Raw genomic sequence first — 15,200 nt, 5'->3', positions numbered from 1 at the left:
GATATTTTAAGTTTTTTTAAACTTTAGGTTTTTAGTAATATGTAAATTATAGGAAATAAAAAAAGCCGGCTACTTGTTAGGGTAGTACCGGCTAGGTCTTACTGAGTTCCATAAGCGATTTATTTTAAGGTTAACTCATTGGGCTAAGGTTTAAACACCAGGTGTTCCTGGTAAAATTTTCACGGAACTTATTACGGGGTTTCTTCCCAAAAACCTGGGGTTCTCGTGTACTTCCACAATTCAAATTAATATATTCCTGTATTTTCATGATCTAGTTTTTAAAGGTAACGGCGTTTAATTTCTCTGTTACTACGATTGTTTGATTTACTCGATAATCGAGATTTAATGTTCTGATACATATTTCGAAATTAAAAAATATTATTTTCTATGAATGCCAGTTGAGCTTGCTCGGAGGAAGTCTACCTTGATTTAAAAATGGACTGATGTTTTGTGAATTTTTCATGATTTCTAATTTTTTGAGATTATTTTAAATAACGTCTTTTGCTCGTCCAGGTAGTTTTAGAGTTCTTTTTTTCCTGGTTAAAAAATGGTCTGCTGATTGTTTCAAAAGTTTTCATAATACTTAAAATTTAAAGGTTATATCTAATAGACTGGATAAGATTATGTTTGTTACAGTACTATGCTATAAATAGTACTAAATTAACTTATTTTTAACAATTAGGGGGTTTTTTGAGGGTTTTTCAGCCTATATTTTTTGGTAATTTTAAAATCCGGGTGTTAATAATATTTAATTATCGTGACAAATTTTAATATTAAACCTATTTTAGAATTCAACTTGGAGCGCGTATATGAAATTGAATAAAATAGTAGTAGGGATTGTTGCTGGCGTGTTTATACTCGCCGGACTCATTTTCTGGGCTTTTAAGAATAACAGTTATTTATCTTTTGACGATGACAATAAAACCTATACTATTGAAGAAAAGTGGAATCTGCCGCCAATTCTTCAGGAAACTTCGGGGATAAGTTACCTGGGAAATAATGAAGTTGCCTGCATCCAGGATGAAGATGGAGTTATTTTTATTTACAATCTTGAAACTTCAAAAATTACATCTCGCATTACTTTTGGCGAGGGTGGTGATTATGAAGATATTACTATAATAGAAGACACTGCATATGTTGTGCGAAGCGATGGTAAAATATATAAAGTAGAAAATTTTAGGAAAGAATCTCCCGAAATTGATACTTACCAGATTTCCGGGTTAGATATTAATGGGATAGAAAGCCTGGAGTTTGATGCTAAAAACAATCGCTTATTATTTGCTGTTAAGGAATATAACAATAGAAAAGCTACCAAAGGAATTTACACTTTTAACCTCACCTCCAGGAAAGTAAATAAGAAGCGGCTCTTTACCCTTGATGGGAGCGATGAGATCTATGTAAAATTAAGAGGTGGGAGGTCGTCAGAGATTATTAGGCCGTCGTCTATTAGATTTCATCCCACTACAGGTGAGTTATATATTTTAGAAGGAAATCAGCCAAAATTGATTATCCTGAACCACGAGGGAAACGAGGTGAAAATTCATCTTCTTGATCCTGAAACTTTTCCCCAACCCGAAGGACTTACTTTTGATGAGCAAAATCGACTATATATTTCAAATGAAAGTAGAAGACAACCCGCAAATATTTTAAGAGTTAAATTAAACGATTAAATAAATTTTATGCCCGATCCTGTTGAAACCACCTCCGTAAAGAAAAGTAAAGCACCATTAATTGTTTCTGGAATTATAATAGCTGCCTTGATAGCGGGTTATTTTTTTATTCCCGGGGTAAGGGAGTTTTTTACCAACGCCTGGGAGGTGTTAACCAGTAATGATGAAGAGCGCATCACCGAGTGGGTTTCAGAATTTGGTTGGATGGGGCCAACAATACTTATCCTGGCTATGGTGGCGCAAATGTTCTTAATCGTGATCCCTTCGGTAGCTTTAATGGTAGTTTCAATATTGGCTTACGGGCCTATCTTTGGAAGCCTAATTATTTTTGCAGCTATTTTTACGGCTTCAAGCGTAGGTTATTTTATAGGCCGGTATTTCGGGCCGGTTATCGTGCAGAAATTAATAGGACCTAAAAATGAAAATAAAATTGAAGATTTTATTGATGATTATGGGTTTTGGGCAGTAATTGTTACCAGGATTAATCCGTTTCTTTCTAATGATGCTATTAGTTTTGTAGGAGGTATTCTTAAAATGGGATATTGGCGTTTTATTGGCGCAACCCTTGTTGGTATTGCTCCCCTCACTATTTTTATAGCAATTATCGGTAAGAGCACCGATGGCCTTAAAACCGGCCTTCTTTGGGGCTCTATTGTAAGTTTGGTTATTTTTATTTTATACGTTTGGTGGGATAAGAAAAAGCGTAAAAAATAGGAGGGAAGTAGTGGTTTTAAGAAATCGTGAATTATTTATTCGCTTCAAATTAAGTAATTTAATTTCTATCACTTATCTTTGTAGAAGTTTAAGCAGTGTCCTAATCAGGATTCTTTACATTTATTGAAGATTAATGGCATTACAAGCCGGGTTACTACCACAAAAATCTTCAAGAAAAAATTCAAGCTTACTCACTCAATTACTAATTAAAATTAATTAATGGGCAAATCGCAGCAGACATTCAGTAAAACTGAAAAAGAAAAAAAGAAAATAAAAAAGCGTAAAGAAAAAGAGGCTAAAAAGCAGGAACGCAAAGAGAACTCCAACAAAGGCGGTAATTTTGAAGATATGATCGCTTATGTAGATGCCGATGGAAATCTTACCGATACTCCTCCGGATCCTTCTCAAAAAGTTGAAGTTGAAGCAGAAAGTATAGAAATTGGCGTTCCTAAAAAAGAGGATATGCCAGAAGAAGATCCGCAAAGAAACGGAAAGGTCTCATTTTTTGATCATTCTAAAGGTTTCGGATTTATTATAGATTCAGAAAACAACGAAAAATATTTTGTTCACGTTACCGGATTAATCGATGAGATTGATGAAAACGACAAGGTGACTTTTGAACTGGAACGAGGAATGAAAGGTATGAACGCCGTTCGCGTTAAACAACAGTAATTCTCAACTCCCATAAAAGGTTCGGTAATCTATTATTGCTGAACCTTTCTTTTTATTTTTTATCTTTCCTAATAGGGTTTTTCCCTTCAAAGTCTGTTTAAAGGCTTTTTTATTTCAAATTACATGCAAACTAAGAATTTACAGGAAATCCTTGAAAAACTGGAGATTTCCCAGCTAAATGCTATGCAGCAGGAAGCTTATAAAACTATTGGTGAAAACCCAAACACAGTTTTACTCTCTCCAACAGGATCGGGGAAAACCCTGGCATTTTTATTACCCTTACTCGAAGTATTAGATCCCGATCTTGCCGAAGTGCAGGCCTTGATTTTAGTACCTTCACGGGAACTCGCCATTCAAATAGAACAGGTTACCCGGGAAATGGGTGCCGGTTTTAAAGCAAATGCCGTATACGGCGGCAGGGCATTTTCTAAAGATAAAATAGAATTACAACACCCACCGGCCATTTTAATAGGTACTCCCGGTAGAATTGCCGATCATTTTAGACGGGAAACTTTTTCAACTAAAAATATAAAAGCACTTGTTTTAGATGAATTTGACAAATCTTTAGAAGTAGGTTTTGAAAATGAAATGAAAGAAATTATTGGGGAGCTTTCCAGTTTGCAAAAACGCATATTAACTTCGGCAACGCAAAATATTGATATTCCGGGATTTGTAGGTTTAAAAAATGCTAAACGAATAGATTATTTAAAAGGGGAGCAGCCTTCATTAGAAATTAAAACCATACAGGTAAATCCCAAAACAAAACTTCAAAGTTTGGTGAAGTTACTTTCTGAAAATGCTAAAGGCTCTGGTATTATTTTTTGTAACCTAAAAGACAGTATTGCTGAAGTAAGTGATTTTCTAGATAAAAATAATATTGAGCACGGAATTTTCTCGGGGGGAATGGAGCAGAAAGACAGGGAAAGATCACTTATTAAATTTAGAAACGGAACGCATAGAATACTAATTGCCACAGATCTTGCTGCACGCGGAATTGATGTTCCCGAAATAGATTTTATAATTCATTATCAATTACCTTTTAAAGCTTCAGAATTTACGCATAGAAACGGGCGTACCGCAAGAATGCACCAGGAGGGAATCGCTTACGTGCTTTCTGATAGAAAAACACTACCTGATTTTATAAATGCTAACGATTATAAAATTCAGAATACAAAAACCGATACCGATGTAGCTGAAAAAACTACTTTATTTATTTCGGGAGGAAGAAAGGATAAAATTTCAAAAGGAGATATCGCCGGACTTTTCTTAAAGCAGGGAAATCTTAAAAAAGAAGAACTTGGGCTTATCGAGCTGAAGCAGGATTGCGCATTTGTAGCGGTGCCAGAGAAAAAAGCTGATACACTTATCGAAATGCTCAATAATTCAAGGCTTAAGAAGAAAAAAGTAAGAGTACGTTATATTTAAAAATGGAAAAGAGCCAACCTAATAATCCATTGCACGGAGTTAAACTTGCCGAAATTCTTGAATTCCTGGTAGAACGCTATGGCTGGGAAGAAATGGGCAAACGCATTAATATTAAATGCTTTACCCAGGATCCTTCTATAAAATCCAGTTTAAAATTCTTACGAAAAACCCCCTGGGCCAGAACTAAAGTCGAGAATTTATATCTTGAATCCCTTTAAATCTAGGTTAGATTTAAAGTTTTAACATCAATTATACGGATTACCGTAAACTTAATTCAGTAATTAAAAATATCTTTGATAGTTCGGTTTTGGAGTATAAATCGGTAATTTTTATAGATATTTTGATGAAAAGCTTTTTAAAATGGTTAAGATTTAATGGATTAAAGCTTGTTATAGCTTTAATTGCCGGGGTGGTTACCTATCATTTACTCAACTGGATGTATTTTCTAAATTATTAAATAGAAAAAGAAAAGGGGAGGAGAAAAACACGTCTATTATCCGAAAAAAAGGAGTAATTTTGCCGCTTATTTAAAATTAAAATAATGAAGCGTGTAAATCAATATAAAAAGCTCTTTAATGTTGAAAAAGAGATAGACCTTAAAGAACTTAAAACCAGCTACCGAAACCTGGTTAAAGAATGGCACCCCGATAAATTTAGGGAAACTGACGAAAAGCACGCCGAAGCTGAAATTAAGAGTAAAGAAATTATAGATGGTTATCACTTTTTGGTAAGTATTGCCCCGCAAACTCGCGAAGCCAACCTGGAAGAATATAACCGCACCATAAGCGAAGCTGGAATTGCCGATTACCAACACAAAGGAAATTTACTGGAAATCTCTTTTACTAACGGCACTACTTACGAATATTTTGGTGTAAACAAGAAATTATTTATCAAGTTTATCAGCTCAGATAAGCAGGTTAGATTTGCCAAAAGAAATATTTATAATTCCTTTTTATATAGAAAATCTAAAAAAGATCTTGAGTTGGAAACAGCTTAGGCTTTTTTAATGTATATAAAAGAGGCTGTTTGAAAAGTTTTCTAAACCGTCATCCTGAACCTGTTTCAGGATATAATATGTTATTCAAAACATGTTAGAAGCTGAAACAAGTTCAGCTTGACGAAATAGACTTTTTAAACAGCCTCTTCTAGTATATTAAGGTAAACTACCGCTATCAGTTACATCTCGTTTTCTGAATCTTCCCCGGTAGATTGCGTAATTTTATCTTTTATGGATTGATGTCCTTTTTCAATCCCATCGTGTTCCGATTTCATTTCGTCCTGCTCACTCATAATACGGTCGTGAGTTTGTTGCATTTCATTAAGTTGCGCTTTTTTCTCATCGGCGCTTAAAGAACCGTATTCCTGATTAAGCTCATTATGGCTTCTAATCATTTCTTCGTGAGAGGCCAGGGTAGCCTGGTGGTCCCTAATTTGACCTTCCAGCTCTGCCAGTTTTTCTAACTGTGTAGAATCTTCAAGTTTCTCCAGGCCGCGCAGTTCCTGCGATACCTGGTTGTGATTGTTCATTAACTCCTGGTGCTTTTGTGTAAGTTCTTCGTGTGTGCTAACAATACTGTCATTAGCTTTGGTTAACTCTTGTTGTTGCTTTTCCAAATCCTTATTGGCATTATCGTTACAACTTGTAAAACCTATAGCCACCAGGGCTAAAATCATTACAAAATTTCTCATATTCTTAGTTTTTTGGTTTAAGTGATCTAAATTATAAAAAAGCTAAGGAGATAATTTTAATTTGCTGTTAAATAAATAAGGATAATTTAAATTATAAACAATAGCAGAAATAGATGGAGGTTCAGCAATGGAAATGTTTTTAAAAATATTGGGGTTTTATTGAGCGCAAGGGTTTAAAATACTGAAGATTAAAAGTAGTAGCAAAGTCCTAAAAAAATTTGTCAATATTTTTTAGGGGGTACACAATTGAGTATTAAATACTTAATTCCTATATTTAGTACATAATAAATCAACAATGCAGCATAACACCACAAATTGACAATATTGTAATTGTAAATCCATTTTGTCTAAGTCTATTATCAGAATGGTAAGTTTTTTAAACAAAAATAGATTGTTTCCACACCTCACTTTACAATATGGATTACTCTTATTTTTCTGGATTAATACAAAATGCTGCACTACTACTGGTTTTTAGTTTTTTATATGCCACCCGGTGGATTGATTCTACACAATCTAAAAAACTAATGCCCAATATTTTTGCAGGTATTATTGTTGGAGGCATTGGTGTTTTATTAATGTTTACTCCCTGGACGTATCAGCCGGGTCATTATTTTGATCTAAGATCTATTTTATTGGCAATATCTGGCTTATATCTAGGGGCTATACCTACAATTATAGCAATTTTAATTACAGCAATTTACCGTCTATTTATGGGTGGAGCTTTTGTAGTAACAGGAGTCAGTCTCATTATAATTTCCGGTTTTTTGGGTTTAGGATGGCGCTATTTTCAACAAAGACGAGGGGGCAAAAACAGCATCGTGTCGCTATATCTTTTTGGAGTGGTAGTGCATGTGTGTATGATGCTCCTGCCCATATTGTTTCCTGCAGATGGATCGCTGGATGTTAAGTTTATGGCTTTGCCGGTAATAAGCATCTATCCTGTTATCACAGTTCTTTTGGGAAGATTAATGAATAAGCAATTAAAAAATTGGAAAAACCAGAAAACAAAAGAAAGGTTAAATGAATCTGAGCAACGGTATACAAAAATGATGTTGGATATTAATATGATCTTTATTAATGTAGATCTGGACAGCAATATTATATTCTGTAATAAATATTTGCTTTCCATTACTGGCTATACAGAGGAAGAACTTATTGGGAACAATACTGTAGACATTTTTATTCCTGAAGATGAAAAAGAAAAGACAAAAGAAGGGCTTCGGGAACTGTTTGAAAACAACCGGGATTTACATCAATTTGAAAGTAAAATACTTACAAAAGACAAAAAAGAATTATACATCTCCTGGTACAACTCAGTAATTACCGATGACTACGGAAAAATAAGGGGAATAGCCAGTTTGGGAGAGAATATTACAGAGAAAAAAGCAACATTCGACAAACTGAAAGAAGCCAAGGAAAAAGCAGAAGAAAGTAATCGCTTAAAGAGTGTTTTCCTGCAAAATATAAGCCATGAGATTCGTACTCCCATGAATGCTATTGTTGGGGCTATAAGCCTGTTGAAAGAATCGCATGGAGATAAAGGTACTCGCGAAAAATTCTATGAAATATTAGAAATAAGTGGCGCACGATTGCTTACCACTGTGAACGATTTGATAGATATCTCCCAGGTGGAAACCCAACAAATAAAAGTTAACAAATCTAACTTTAGTCTATCTAAAGTATTAGCTAATCATGTAGATGTTGCAACTCCATTAGCACGAAAAAATAATAATAAAATTATATGTACCAGCAAATACCTTCATACAGAAACAATCCTTCATACCGATAAAAATATGCTCACCAGCATTTTTATTAATTTGTTGAGTAATGCTAATAAGTTTACCACAAACGGCACCATAGAAATTGGAAGCCGCGATGAGGGCGGTGACATTGTCTTTTATATCAAAGATAATGGCATTGGTATCCCGAAAAACCGACTCGATGTAATTTTCGACAGGTTTGTTCAGGCAGATTCCAGTTTAAGTCGGGCGCACGAAGGCTCAGGCTTGGGCTTATCAATAGCCCAGGCTTATGCTAAGATGCTTGGTGGTAACTTATGGGTAGAATCAGAAGAAGGAAAGGGCAGTACCTTCTTTTTCAACATTCCAAAAGATGAAGTCACTCTTACAGCTCCCGATACAGGTAAAGAGGAGAGCGAAGTATTACTGCTACCAAATCGTAAAATTTTAATTGCTGAAGATGATAAATTGAACTATTTAATTCTGAAAAGAATAGTTGAGAACATGGGGGTAATTAATATTTTGCATGCAAAGAACGGTACCGAAGCAGTTGAAATGCTTAAGAATGACACTGAAATCTCTTTGGTATTAATGGACATCAAAATGCCAGAAATGAGTGGCGAAGAAGCAACCCAAAAAATCAGGACTTTTAATCCTGCTATTCCCATTATTGCCCAAACAGCATTCGCCATGCCTGGGGACCGGGAAAGATTTATTGAAATTGGATGTAATGATTATATCCCAAAACCCATTGATAAAAACGAATTAATGAAACTCTTACAAAAATATCTTAATTCAAATAATAAGGATATAACTACCAGATAGTATTGCGGAAATACCTAAATGGTGATTTATATAATTTAATACAATTGCTCTATAATGTACCGCGTTATGTAACTTGAGCTTTGGTAAAAAGCGAAAGTTAATTACACTATTTTCTTTATTTTTTTCTTGACAAAAGTTTCTCTACTATGTTAGTGGAACACTCTTTTTACGGAGCGACAATAGGAGCGAAGTGGAATGTGTGTGTAATGGTTTATAAACTCTTTTATCTGTTATATTGGTATTTTGACGTATTTGTACACTACATTATATAAAATATAGTATATTAATTTGTATATAGTATGTTTACCTCATCATAATATAAATTTTATAGTATAATGAAAGATTCTCCTAGAAGAGCAAGATTTGAAAAGGTAGCTGCTAACAGAGTAGCAAACATCTTAAAAGGGCTAGAAAGTCTTGAAAAATGCTCAAATAAAAACAATTATGAATATAACCCTGATGATATAAGAAAAATGGAAAAGGCTTTAAAAGATAAAGTAAGTGATGTATTGAAATCTTTTAATAAAGAACTTGATAAAGGAAAAAATAACGAATTCAAATTTTAATTATATGTTAAAGAAAAAGAGAATAGTAAAAAAAGCTAGAAATAGATTTTTAGAAAAAAAGGAGTTAAACTCTTCTTTATCAAACTTAACAATTAGAGAATTATTTTTACTTGAAAAAGAATTAGGGTTTAAAATCGCAATCGATAATGACTAATAGATTAAGTAAAGTTCAATTAAAAGTTACTGACATAGAGCATGTTAGTGAATTGGCAAAACTATCTACAGTGAACTTAATAATCTGGATTATCGGAAGATCATCAGATTTAAATTTAATTCTATCATTAGAAGATATTACCCTAGAAGCTTGGTTAATAAACCCAAAAAAACATTCATTAAGAGGTTATTCTCAATTTCCTGATTCCTTCAATGTAATCAAAAGAGTTTACGATATGAAAGGTAGGAATGGATGGCTAGAAGGAACATCTACTGGAGGCTTTAAACTATCTCAAAAAGCTAAACTTAAATATAAAGATATAGTAATTGATGTGTTGAATGAAGGCACAAAAATATTATCTAATAAATTAGGAGATGATAGAACAATATCATCAATTGATGAAGCGCCTTATAAAAGATTGATAAAAACTCCAGCATATTTAAAATTTGTATCAGGGAAGAAAAATGAAATTGTAGAAACGGATTATTTGCAATTTTTTGGTGTAAACTGGCATCAAAAACCTGCTTATATAGAAGGTAAAATTAAAAACGTTGAATTGGTTGTGGATACATTTAAAACGAAAGATGAAGTTTTAAATGAATTACATAAATATTTGATAGGCAAATTCGAATCCACTAAAAACTTTTTATTAAAATAATTTATGAAAAAAACAGGAAATTTAAGTTTAGCCTTTCCTCAAGCAATGGATGTTGATTGGGGTAGATTATTAGACCAACAATTAAAGCAATGGCATGGAGGTAGAACACATGTGCGAGGAATAGCCGAATATATTAGTAATGCAGATGATTCATACATTCGACAAGGATTATCTAATAAGAGCATTGAAGTTCAAGTTTTATCCAAAACAGGGAAGAAAATTTCCAAGTTAATCGTTCAAGATTATGCGGAAGGAATGTCAAAAGAAGATTTAGAAAACAAATTCTTTCAATATTATAAAAGTTTTAGTGGTAGAGAAACAGCTGTTAAAGATGGTTTTGAGCATAAGGCTTGGTTTTCTTATGACAAAGAGAATATGAAGCCTATTTATGGTTATGATAAAGGAGGTTATTACTATAAATCAGTTAAAAAAGAAAATGGTACTACAATAGAATTAATAGACAGCATAAAAAATCATATAGCATTAGAAGACTTGTTAATAATGTTATCAAGCAACTCAAGGATACGAGGGACTATTAAAAATCAAGAAGTGCAAATAAAGATTGACAAAAAAGGTGACATTTTTTCTGATAAATTGGACTACGAAGGTGTGAGTATTAAAAATGCCGACAGAAACTGGCAATTTGAAATTCCAAAAAGTTTAAAAAATGATACCAGCTCGAATATTTTAAATCTATATTATTTTAATAAGCCGTTAAAAGGTTCTCAAAATATTATTGAGGTTAGTGATGGAAAAACTCTATTTATAGACTTAAATACTTCAGAATTTGATGATCGTCCGTTTTCAAAATACATCTATGGTGAAGTAATTTTTGAACAATTATATTATGCAGATGCTGTTAAAGAAAACAGAAAAGGCCTAGAAGAAGGAAATGATTTAACGATTGAAATTAATGAGTTTTTATCTAAAAGCATTAAGTTAGTTATACAAGAAATACAGGAATTACAAAGAGAAAAGGAGAAAAATAGAATTATTGAAGTTTCGCAGAAAAAAATCACAGAATTAAATAAGTTTTTAAGAAAATGTGACTTGAATTTTAAAAAGGAACTAAATCAATTACGAAAAAAAAACGAAATCAAAAACAGATGGCGAAAAAGTTAATAGTAAAAATATCAAAAACGAAATAACGCTACCTGTATTTAGAAAACCAACAGATGAAGATTCTGAAGAAACTTTAATTAGAGGTAATTGGATTGAACAAGAAGTAGAAGAAAATCTAAATGAAGGAGATAAAAAACTTAAAAACCACTTATCGATTGGTCCAAGATTTGAACCTGACGAAAGTGGAAATGAATTTGCGGTTATGATAGATGAAAGTCCAGTGGAACTACAAACAAAGACCAATACAAATAGAGGTGTTAATGTAATCATGACCGATGACCCTAAATCGCCTGACCCAGCAGAATTACATTCAGAGTTTGAAGACCCTGTATTAGATAAATACTTAAAATCAGATGGAATTGTATTGGTAAATGTTAACAATCCCATTATTGAGAAATATAGGTCTAAAAAACAATTTCAAAATAGATTTAACGAAAATGTTGCAAATTATGTACTATTAATTGTTGCGCAATATCAAACTCAAAAGGAACTTGAATTACAATCTCCAGATCAACGTGAAGATTCCTTATTTAATTTTAGAAGAAAATACTTCAATTTACAAAGAGATTTAAGAGAGGATGTTGAGATAAATTATTTTGAATTTGATGAAGATTAAAACGAATGGTTTGTTAGTGTCAGTTTAAAATTACGAATTAAAAAAATCTTCTTATTCCTTGGAAAATAAAGGTAGCTCTGGAATGTTGCCAAGATTTATAGTTCACTGAAAATATTTTAGAATTACTAAAAGCATCGAAAAGTCAGAATGGACAAATTAAAATTACAATGAGGGTGTAATCTCAAGTCTGTCTAGACTTTGAAAATTAAATTAAAATTTTTAGACTAGATTATGACACAAGAAGAGATTAAGGAATTAAAGGAAAAAGCATTAAAACAATTTTTATCAGGAGAATCCCTAACCGGCAAAAACGGCGCTTTTGCTCCAATGCTTAGGGAGTTTATGGAAGAGGCCCTGGAAGCAGAAATGTCTTCGCACCTTTCCGATGAAGAAAAAGGCTCAAAAGCAGGTAATAAGCGTAATGGCAAAGGCAAAAAGACCCTAAAGAGCAGCCAAGGGGACGTCACCATTAACACGCCCCAGGATCGTAACAGTACCTTTGAGCCGGAGATCGTAGCGAAACGCCAGCGTATCCTGGCCGATAATTTAGAAAAGCAGATTATAGGCATGTACGGGATGGGCAATAGCCTGCGGGATATCTCAGCTCATATAGAGGAAATGTATGATTCCAAGATATCCACACACGTTCTAAGTGATATTACGGACCGGGTGATTCCCAAGGTTAAGGAATGGCAGGATCGCCCCTTGGAGCCGGTATATTGCATCCTATGGCTCGACGCGATGCACTTCAAGGTACGCGAAGAAGGCAAAGTAAAGCACAAGGCCTTGTATAATATTTTAGGAATAAATAAAGCTGGAAGAAAGGAAGTGCTGGGTATGTATATCTCGGAAAGTGAAGGGGCCAATTTTTGGCTTCAGGTGCTGACCCAATTAAACAACCGTGGCTTAAAAGATATTCTGATTGCCTGTACGGATAATCTTACGGGCTTTAGTGAAGCCATTCATTCTGTTTATCCCAAGACTGATATTCAGCTATGTATTGTCCACCAGATCCGCAATAGTATGAAGTATGTGGCCAGTAAGGATCAAAAAGATTTTATGAAAGACCTTAAACTGGTGTACAAGGCTGACACCAAAGACCAGGCTGAATCGGCTTTACTGGATCTGGAAGAAAAATGGGGCAAAAGATATCCCATAGTGATCCGTTCCTGGAATGATAACTGGGACCGATTGAGTGCTTATTTTGAATATACCGCACCCATTAGAAAACTCATATACACCACAAATGCCGTAGAGGCTTTTCACCGGCAGGTAAGAAAAGTAACCAAGACCAAAGGCGCTTTTACCAATGATATGGCACTATTGAAGCTGGTTTACCTAGCTACCAGAAGAATTGAAAAGAAATGGAACGCCCCACTGCAGAACTGGGGTTTGGTAGTTCAACAATTAGCTATTAAATTTGAAGGTCGGCTAGAGTTGGACTTAGCCACCAATGAAACGAAAAACTAAAATTTTCTTCTCCCGGGGGTACCCCCGGGAGAAGAAGCAGACAGAGTTGAGCTAACACTCCCATTACAATTAATTCATTTACAATATATTTGATCTTCCGGCATTAAGAATCACAACGTTTACTTCATATCTAGGCAAGGTTTTGAATCATAAAGGAGAAAAAAGAGAGTACTAGACTTTACAGGTATTTCATCATATTCACCATAGTTCTAATTGACCTTTAATGTTCTGCGGTACGTAACTTTGTTTTGGTAATAGCGAATTTTAAACTACACTTTTCCTTATTTTTTTCTTCTCAACTGTTTCTTTAAAATAAGTAATGGAATTCTCTTTGGCCGCAGCGATCCTGAGCTTGGTTAAGGATAGGAGTGAAGTGGGAATATGTATGGAATGGAAATAAAGGTTTGATATTATAATCTAATATCGAATTAAATATAAAATAAGTTTTATTATATACACTTATGAGGTATAAACAAATGCAAAGTCCTCTCCCTAAAACGAACGTTTTAGGGGGAGGACTTTGCTAAAAATGGGAGTGTTAGCTCAACTCTGTCTGCTTCTTCTCCCGGGGGTACCCCCGGGAGAAGAAAATTTTAGTTTTTCGTTTCATTGGTGGCTAAGTCCAACTCTAGCCGACCTTCAAATTTAATAGCTAATTGTTGAACTACCAAACCCCAGTTCTGCAGTGGGGCGTTCCATTTCTTTTCAATTCTTCTGGTAGCTAGGTAAACCAGCTTCAATAGTGCCATATCATTGGTAAAAGCGCCTTTGGTCTTGGTTACTTTTCTTACCTGCCGGTGAAAAGCCTCTACGGCATTTGTGGTGTATATGAGTTTTCTAATGGGTGCGGTATATTCAAAATAAGCACTCAATCGGTCCCAGTTATCATTCCAGGAACGGATCACTATGGGATATCTTTTGCCCCATTTTTCTTCCAGATCCAGTAAAGCCGATTCAGCCTGGTCTTTGGTGTCAGCCTTGTACACCAGTTTAAGGTCTTTCATAAAATCTTTTTGATCCTTACTGGCCACATACTTCATACTATTGCGGATCTGGTGGACAATACATAGCTGAATATCAGTCTTGGGATAAACAGAATGAATGGCTTCACTAAAGCCCGTAAGATTATCCGTACAGGCAATCAGAATATCTTTTAAGCCACGGTTGTTTAATTGGGTCAGCACCTGAAGCCAAAAATTGGCCCCTTCACTTTCCGAGATATACATACCCAGCACTTCCTTTCTTCCAGCTTTATTTATTCCTAAAATATTATACAAGGCCTTGTGCTTTACTTTGCCTTCTTCGCGTACCTTGAAGTGCATCGCGTCGAGCCATAGGATGCAATATACCGGCTCCAAGGGGCGATCCTGCCATTCCTTAACCTTGGGAATCACCCGGTCCGTAATATCACTTAGAACGTGTGTGGATATCTTGGAATCATACATTTCCTCTATATGAGCTGAGATATCCCGCAGGCTATTGCCCATCCCGTACATGCCTATAATCTGCTTTTCTAAATTATCGGCCAGGATACGCTGGCGTTTCGCTACGATCTCCGGCTCAAAGGTACTGTTACGATCCTGGGGCGTGTTAATGGTGACGTCCCCTTGGCTGCTCTTTAGGGTCTTTTTGCCTTTGCCATTACGCTTATTACCTGCTTTTGAGCCTTTTTCTTCATCGGAAAGGTGCGAAGACATTTCTGCTTCCAGGGCCTCTTCCATAAACTCCCTAAGCATTGGAGCAAAAGCGCCGTTTTTGCCGGTTAGGGATTCTCCTGATAAAAATTGTTTTAATGCTTTTTCCTTTAATTCCTTAATCTCTTCTTGTGTCATAATCTAGTCTAAAAATTTTAATTTAATTTTCAAAGTCTAGACAGACTT

The 15,200-nt window shown here is 34.6% G+C and carries 15 protein-coding genes; 13 read left to right on the top strand and 2 right to left on the bottom strand.

The genetic code is table 11. The features are described 5' to 3' along the window. Positions 1-809: 809 nt before the first annotated feature. From B5488_RS08825 to B5488_RS08800, 6 genes are all read left to right on the top strand, one after another. Positions 810-1,670, top strand: coding sequence for an SdiA-regulated domain-containing protein (locus B5488_RS08825; RefSeq protein ID WP_079734926.1), 861 nt, complete (start codon positions 810-812; stop codon positions 1,668-1,670). A gap of 9 nt (positions 1,671-1,679) precedes the next feature. Then, positions 1,680-2,384, top strand: coding sequence for a TVP38/TMEM64 family protein (locus tag B5488_RS08820; RefSeq protein ID WP_079734925.1), 705 nt, complete (start codon positions 1,680-1,682; stop codon positions 2,382-2,384). 219 nt (positions 2,385-2,603) lie between these two features. Then, on the top strand, positions 2,604-3,056 hold the full coding sequence (locus B5488_RS08815) for a cold-shock protein (protein WP_037321592.1): 453 nt from the start codon (positions 2,604-2,606) through the stop codon (positions 3,054-3,056). Between the two features lie 123 nt (positions 3,057-3,179). Beyond that, positions 3,180-4,481 (top strand): DEAD/DEAH box helicase, encoded by a 1,302-nt coding sequence (locus B5488_RS08810; protein WP_106197164.1) that lies wholly within the window; start codon positions 3,180-3,182, stop codon positions 4,479-4,481. Between the two features lie 2 nt (positions 4,482-4,483). Next, positions 4,484-4,699, top strand: a complete 216-nt coding sequence (locus B5488_RS08805) for a VF530 family protein (protein WP_079734923.1) — start codon at positions 4,484-4,486, stop codon at positions 4,697-4,699. Positions 4,700-5,022: 323 nt separating this feature from the next. After that, positions 5,023-5,478 carry a KTSC domain-containing protein gene (locus B5488_RS08800; protein WP_079734922.1) on the top strand — a complete coding sequence of 152 codons (456 nt, stop codon included), beginning with the start codon at positions 5,023-5,025 and terminating at the stop codon, positions 5,476-5,478. Between the two features lie 179 nt (positions 5,479-5,657). On the opposite strand, the gene B5488_RS08795 is transcribed toward B5488_RS08800, so the two are convergent. Beyond that, positions 5,658-6,170: a hypothetical protein gene (locus B5488_RS08795; RefSeq protein ID WP_079734921.1), complete on the bottom strand. Its 513-nt coding sequence runs from the start codon at positions 6,168-6,170 to the stop codon at positions 5,658-5,660. Between the two features lie 416 nt (positions 6,171-6,586). Here B5488_RS08795 and B5488_RS08790 point away from each other — a divergent pair, with 416 nt between their 5' ends. The 7 genes from B5488_RS08790 to B5488_RS08765 all read left to right on the top strand — a co-directional run bounded on the left by B5488_RS08790 (position 6,587) and on the right by B5488_RS08765 (position 13,320). Further along, the gene (locus B5488_RS08790; protein ID WP_079734920.1) at positions 6,587-8,734 is read left to right on the top strand and encodes an ATP-binding protein; all 2,148 of its coding nucleotides are present in this window, start codon (positions 6,587-6,589) and stop codon (positions 8,732-8,734) included. A 335-nt stretch (positions 8,735-9,069) separates the two neighbouring features. After that, complete coding sequence (locus tag B5488_RS08785) at positions 9,070-9,300, top strand: hypothetical protein (RefSeq protein WP_079734919.1); 231 nt, start codon at positions 9,070-9,072, stop codon at positions 9,298-9,300. A gap of 4 nt (positions 9,301-9,304) precedes the next feature. Beyond that, positions 9,305-9,454 carry a hypothetical protein gene (locus tag B5488_RS17875; protein WP_154045350.1) on the top strand — a complete coding sequence of 50 codons (150 nt, stop codon included), beginning with the start codon at positions 9,305-9,307 and terminating at the stop codon, positions 9,452-9,454. Further along, positions 9,447-10,112 carry a hypothetical protein gene (locus tag B5488_RS08780; RefSeq protein WP_079734918.1) on the top strand — a complete coding sequence of 222 codons (666 nt, stop codon included), beginning with the start codon at positions 9,447-9,449 and terminating at the stop codon, positions 10,110-10,112. Before B5488_RS17875 ends, B5488_RS08780 begins: the two co-directional genes overlap by 8 nt. A gap of 3 nt (positions 10,113-10,115) precedes the next feature. After that, a complete protein-coding gene (locus tag B5488_RS08775; protein WP_079734917.1) occupies positions 10,116-11,234 on the top strand; it encodes a hypothetical protein in 1,119 nt (372 codons plus the stop codon). A 202-nt stretch (positions 11,235-11,436) separates the two neighbouring features. Then, positions 11,437-11,850, top strand: coding sequence for a hypothetical protein (locus B5488_RS08770; RefSeq protein WP_079734916.1), 414 nt, complete (start codon positions 11,437-11,439; stop codon positions 11,848-11,850). 231 nt (positions 11,851-12,081) lie between these two features. After that, positions 12,082-13,320 carry an IS256 family transposase gene (locus B5488_RS08765; protein ID WP_079733433.1) on the top strand — a complete coding sequence of 413 codons (1,239 nt, stop codon included), beginning with the start codon at positions 12,082-12,084 and terminating at the stop codon, positions 13,318-13,320. Between the two features lie 593 nt (positions 13,321-13,913). On the opposite strand, the gene B5488_RS08760 is transcribed toward B5488_RS08765, so the two are convergent. Continuing rightward, positions 13,914-15,152 carry an IS256 family transposase gene (locus tag B5488_RS08760; protein WP_079733433.1) on the bottom strand — a complete coding sequence of 413 codons (1,239 nt, stop codon included), beginning with the start codon at positions 15,150-15,152 and terminating at the stop codon, positions 13,914-13,916. Between the last annotated feature and the right edge of the window lie 48 nt (positions 15,153-15,200).

The organism is Salegentibacter salegens (assembly GCF_900142975.1).
Lineage (GTDB): Bacteria > Bacteroidota > Bacteroidia > Flavobacteriales > Flavobacteriaceae > Salegentibacter > Salegentibacter salegens.
Note: the sequence above shows the minus strand (reverse complement) of the source record. Positions and strands in the feature narration are given on the sequence as shown.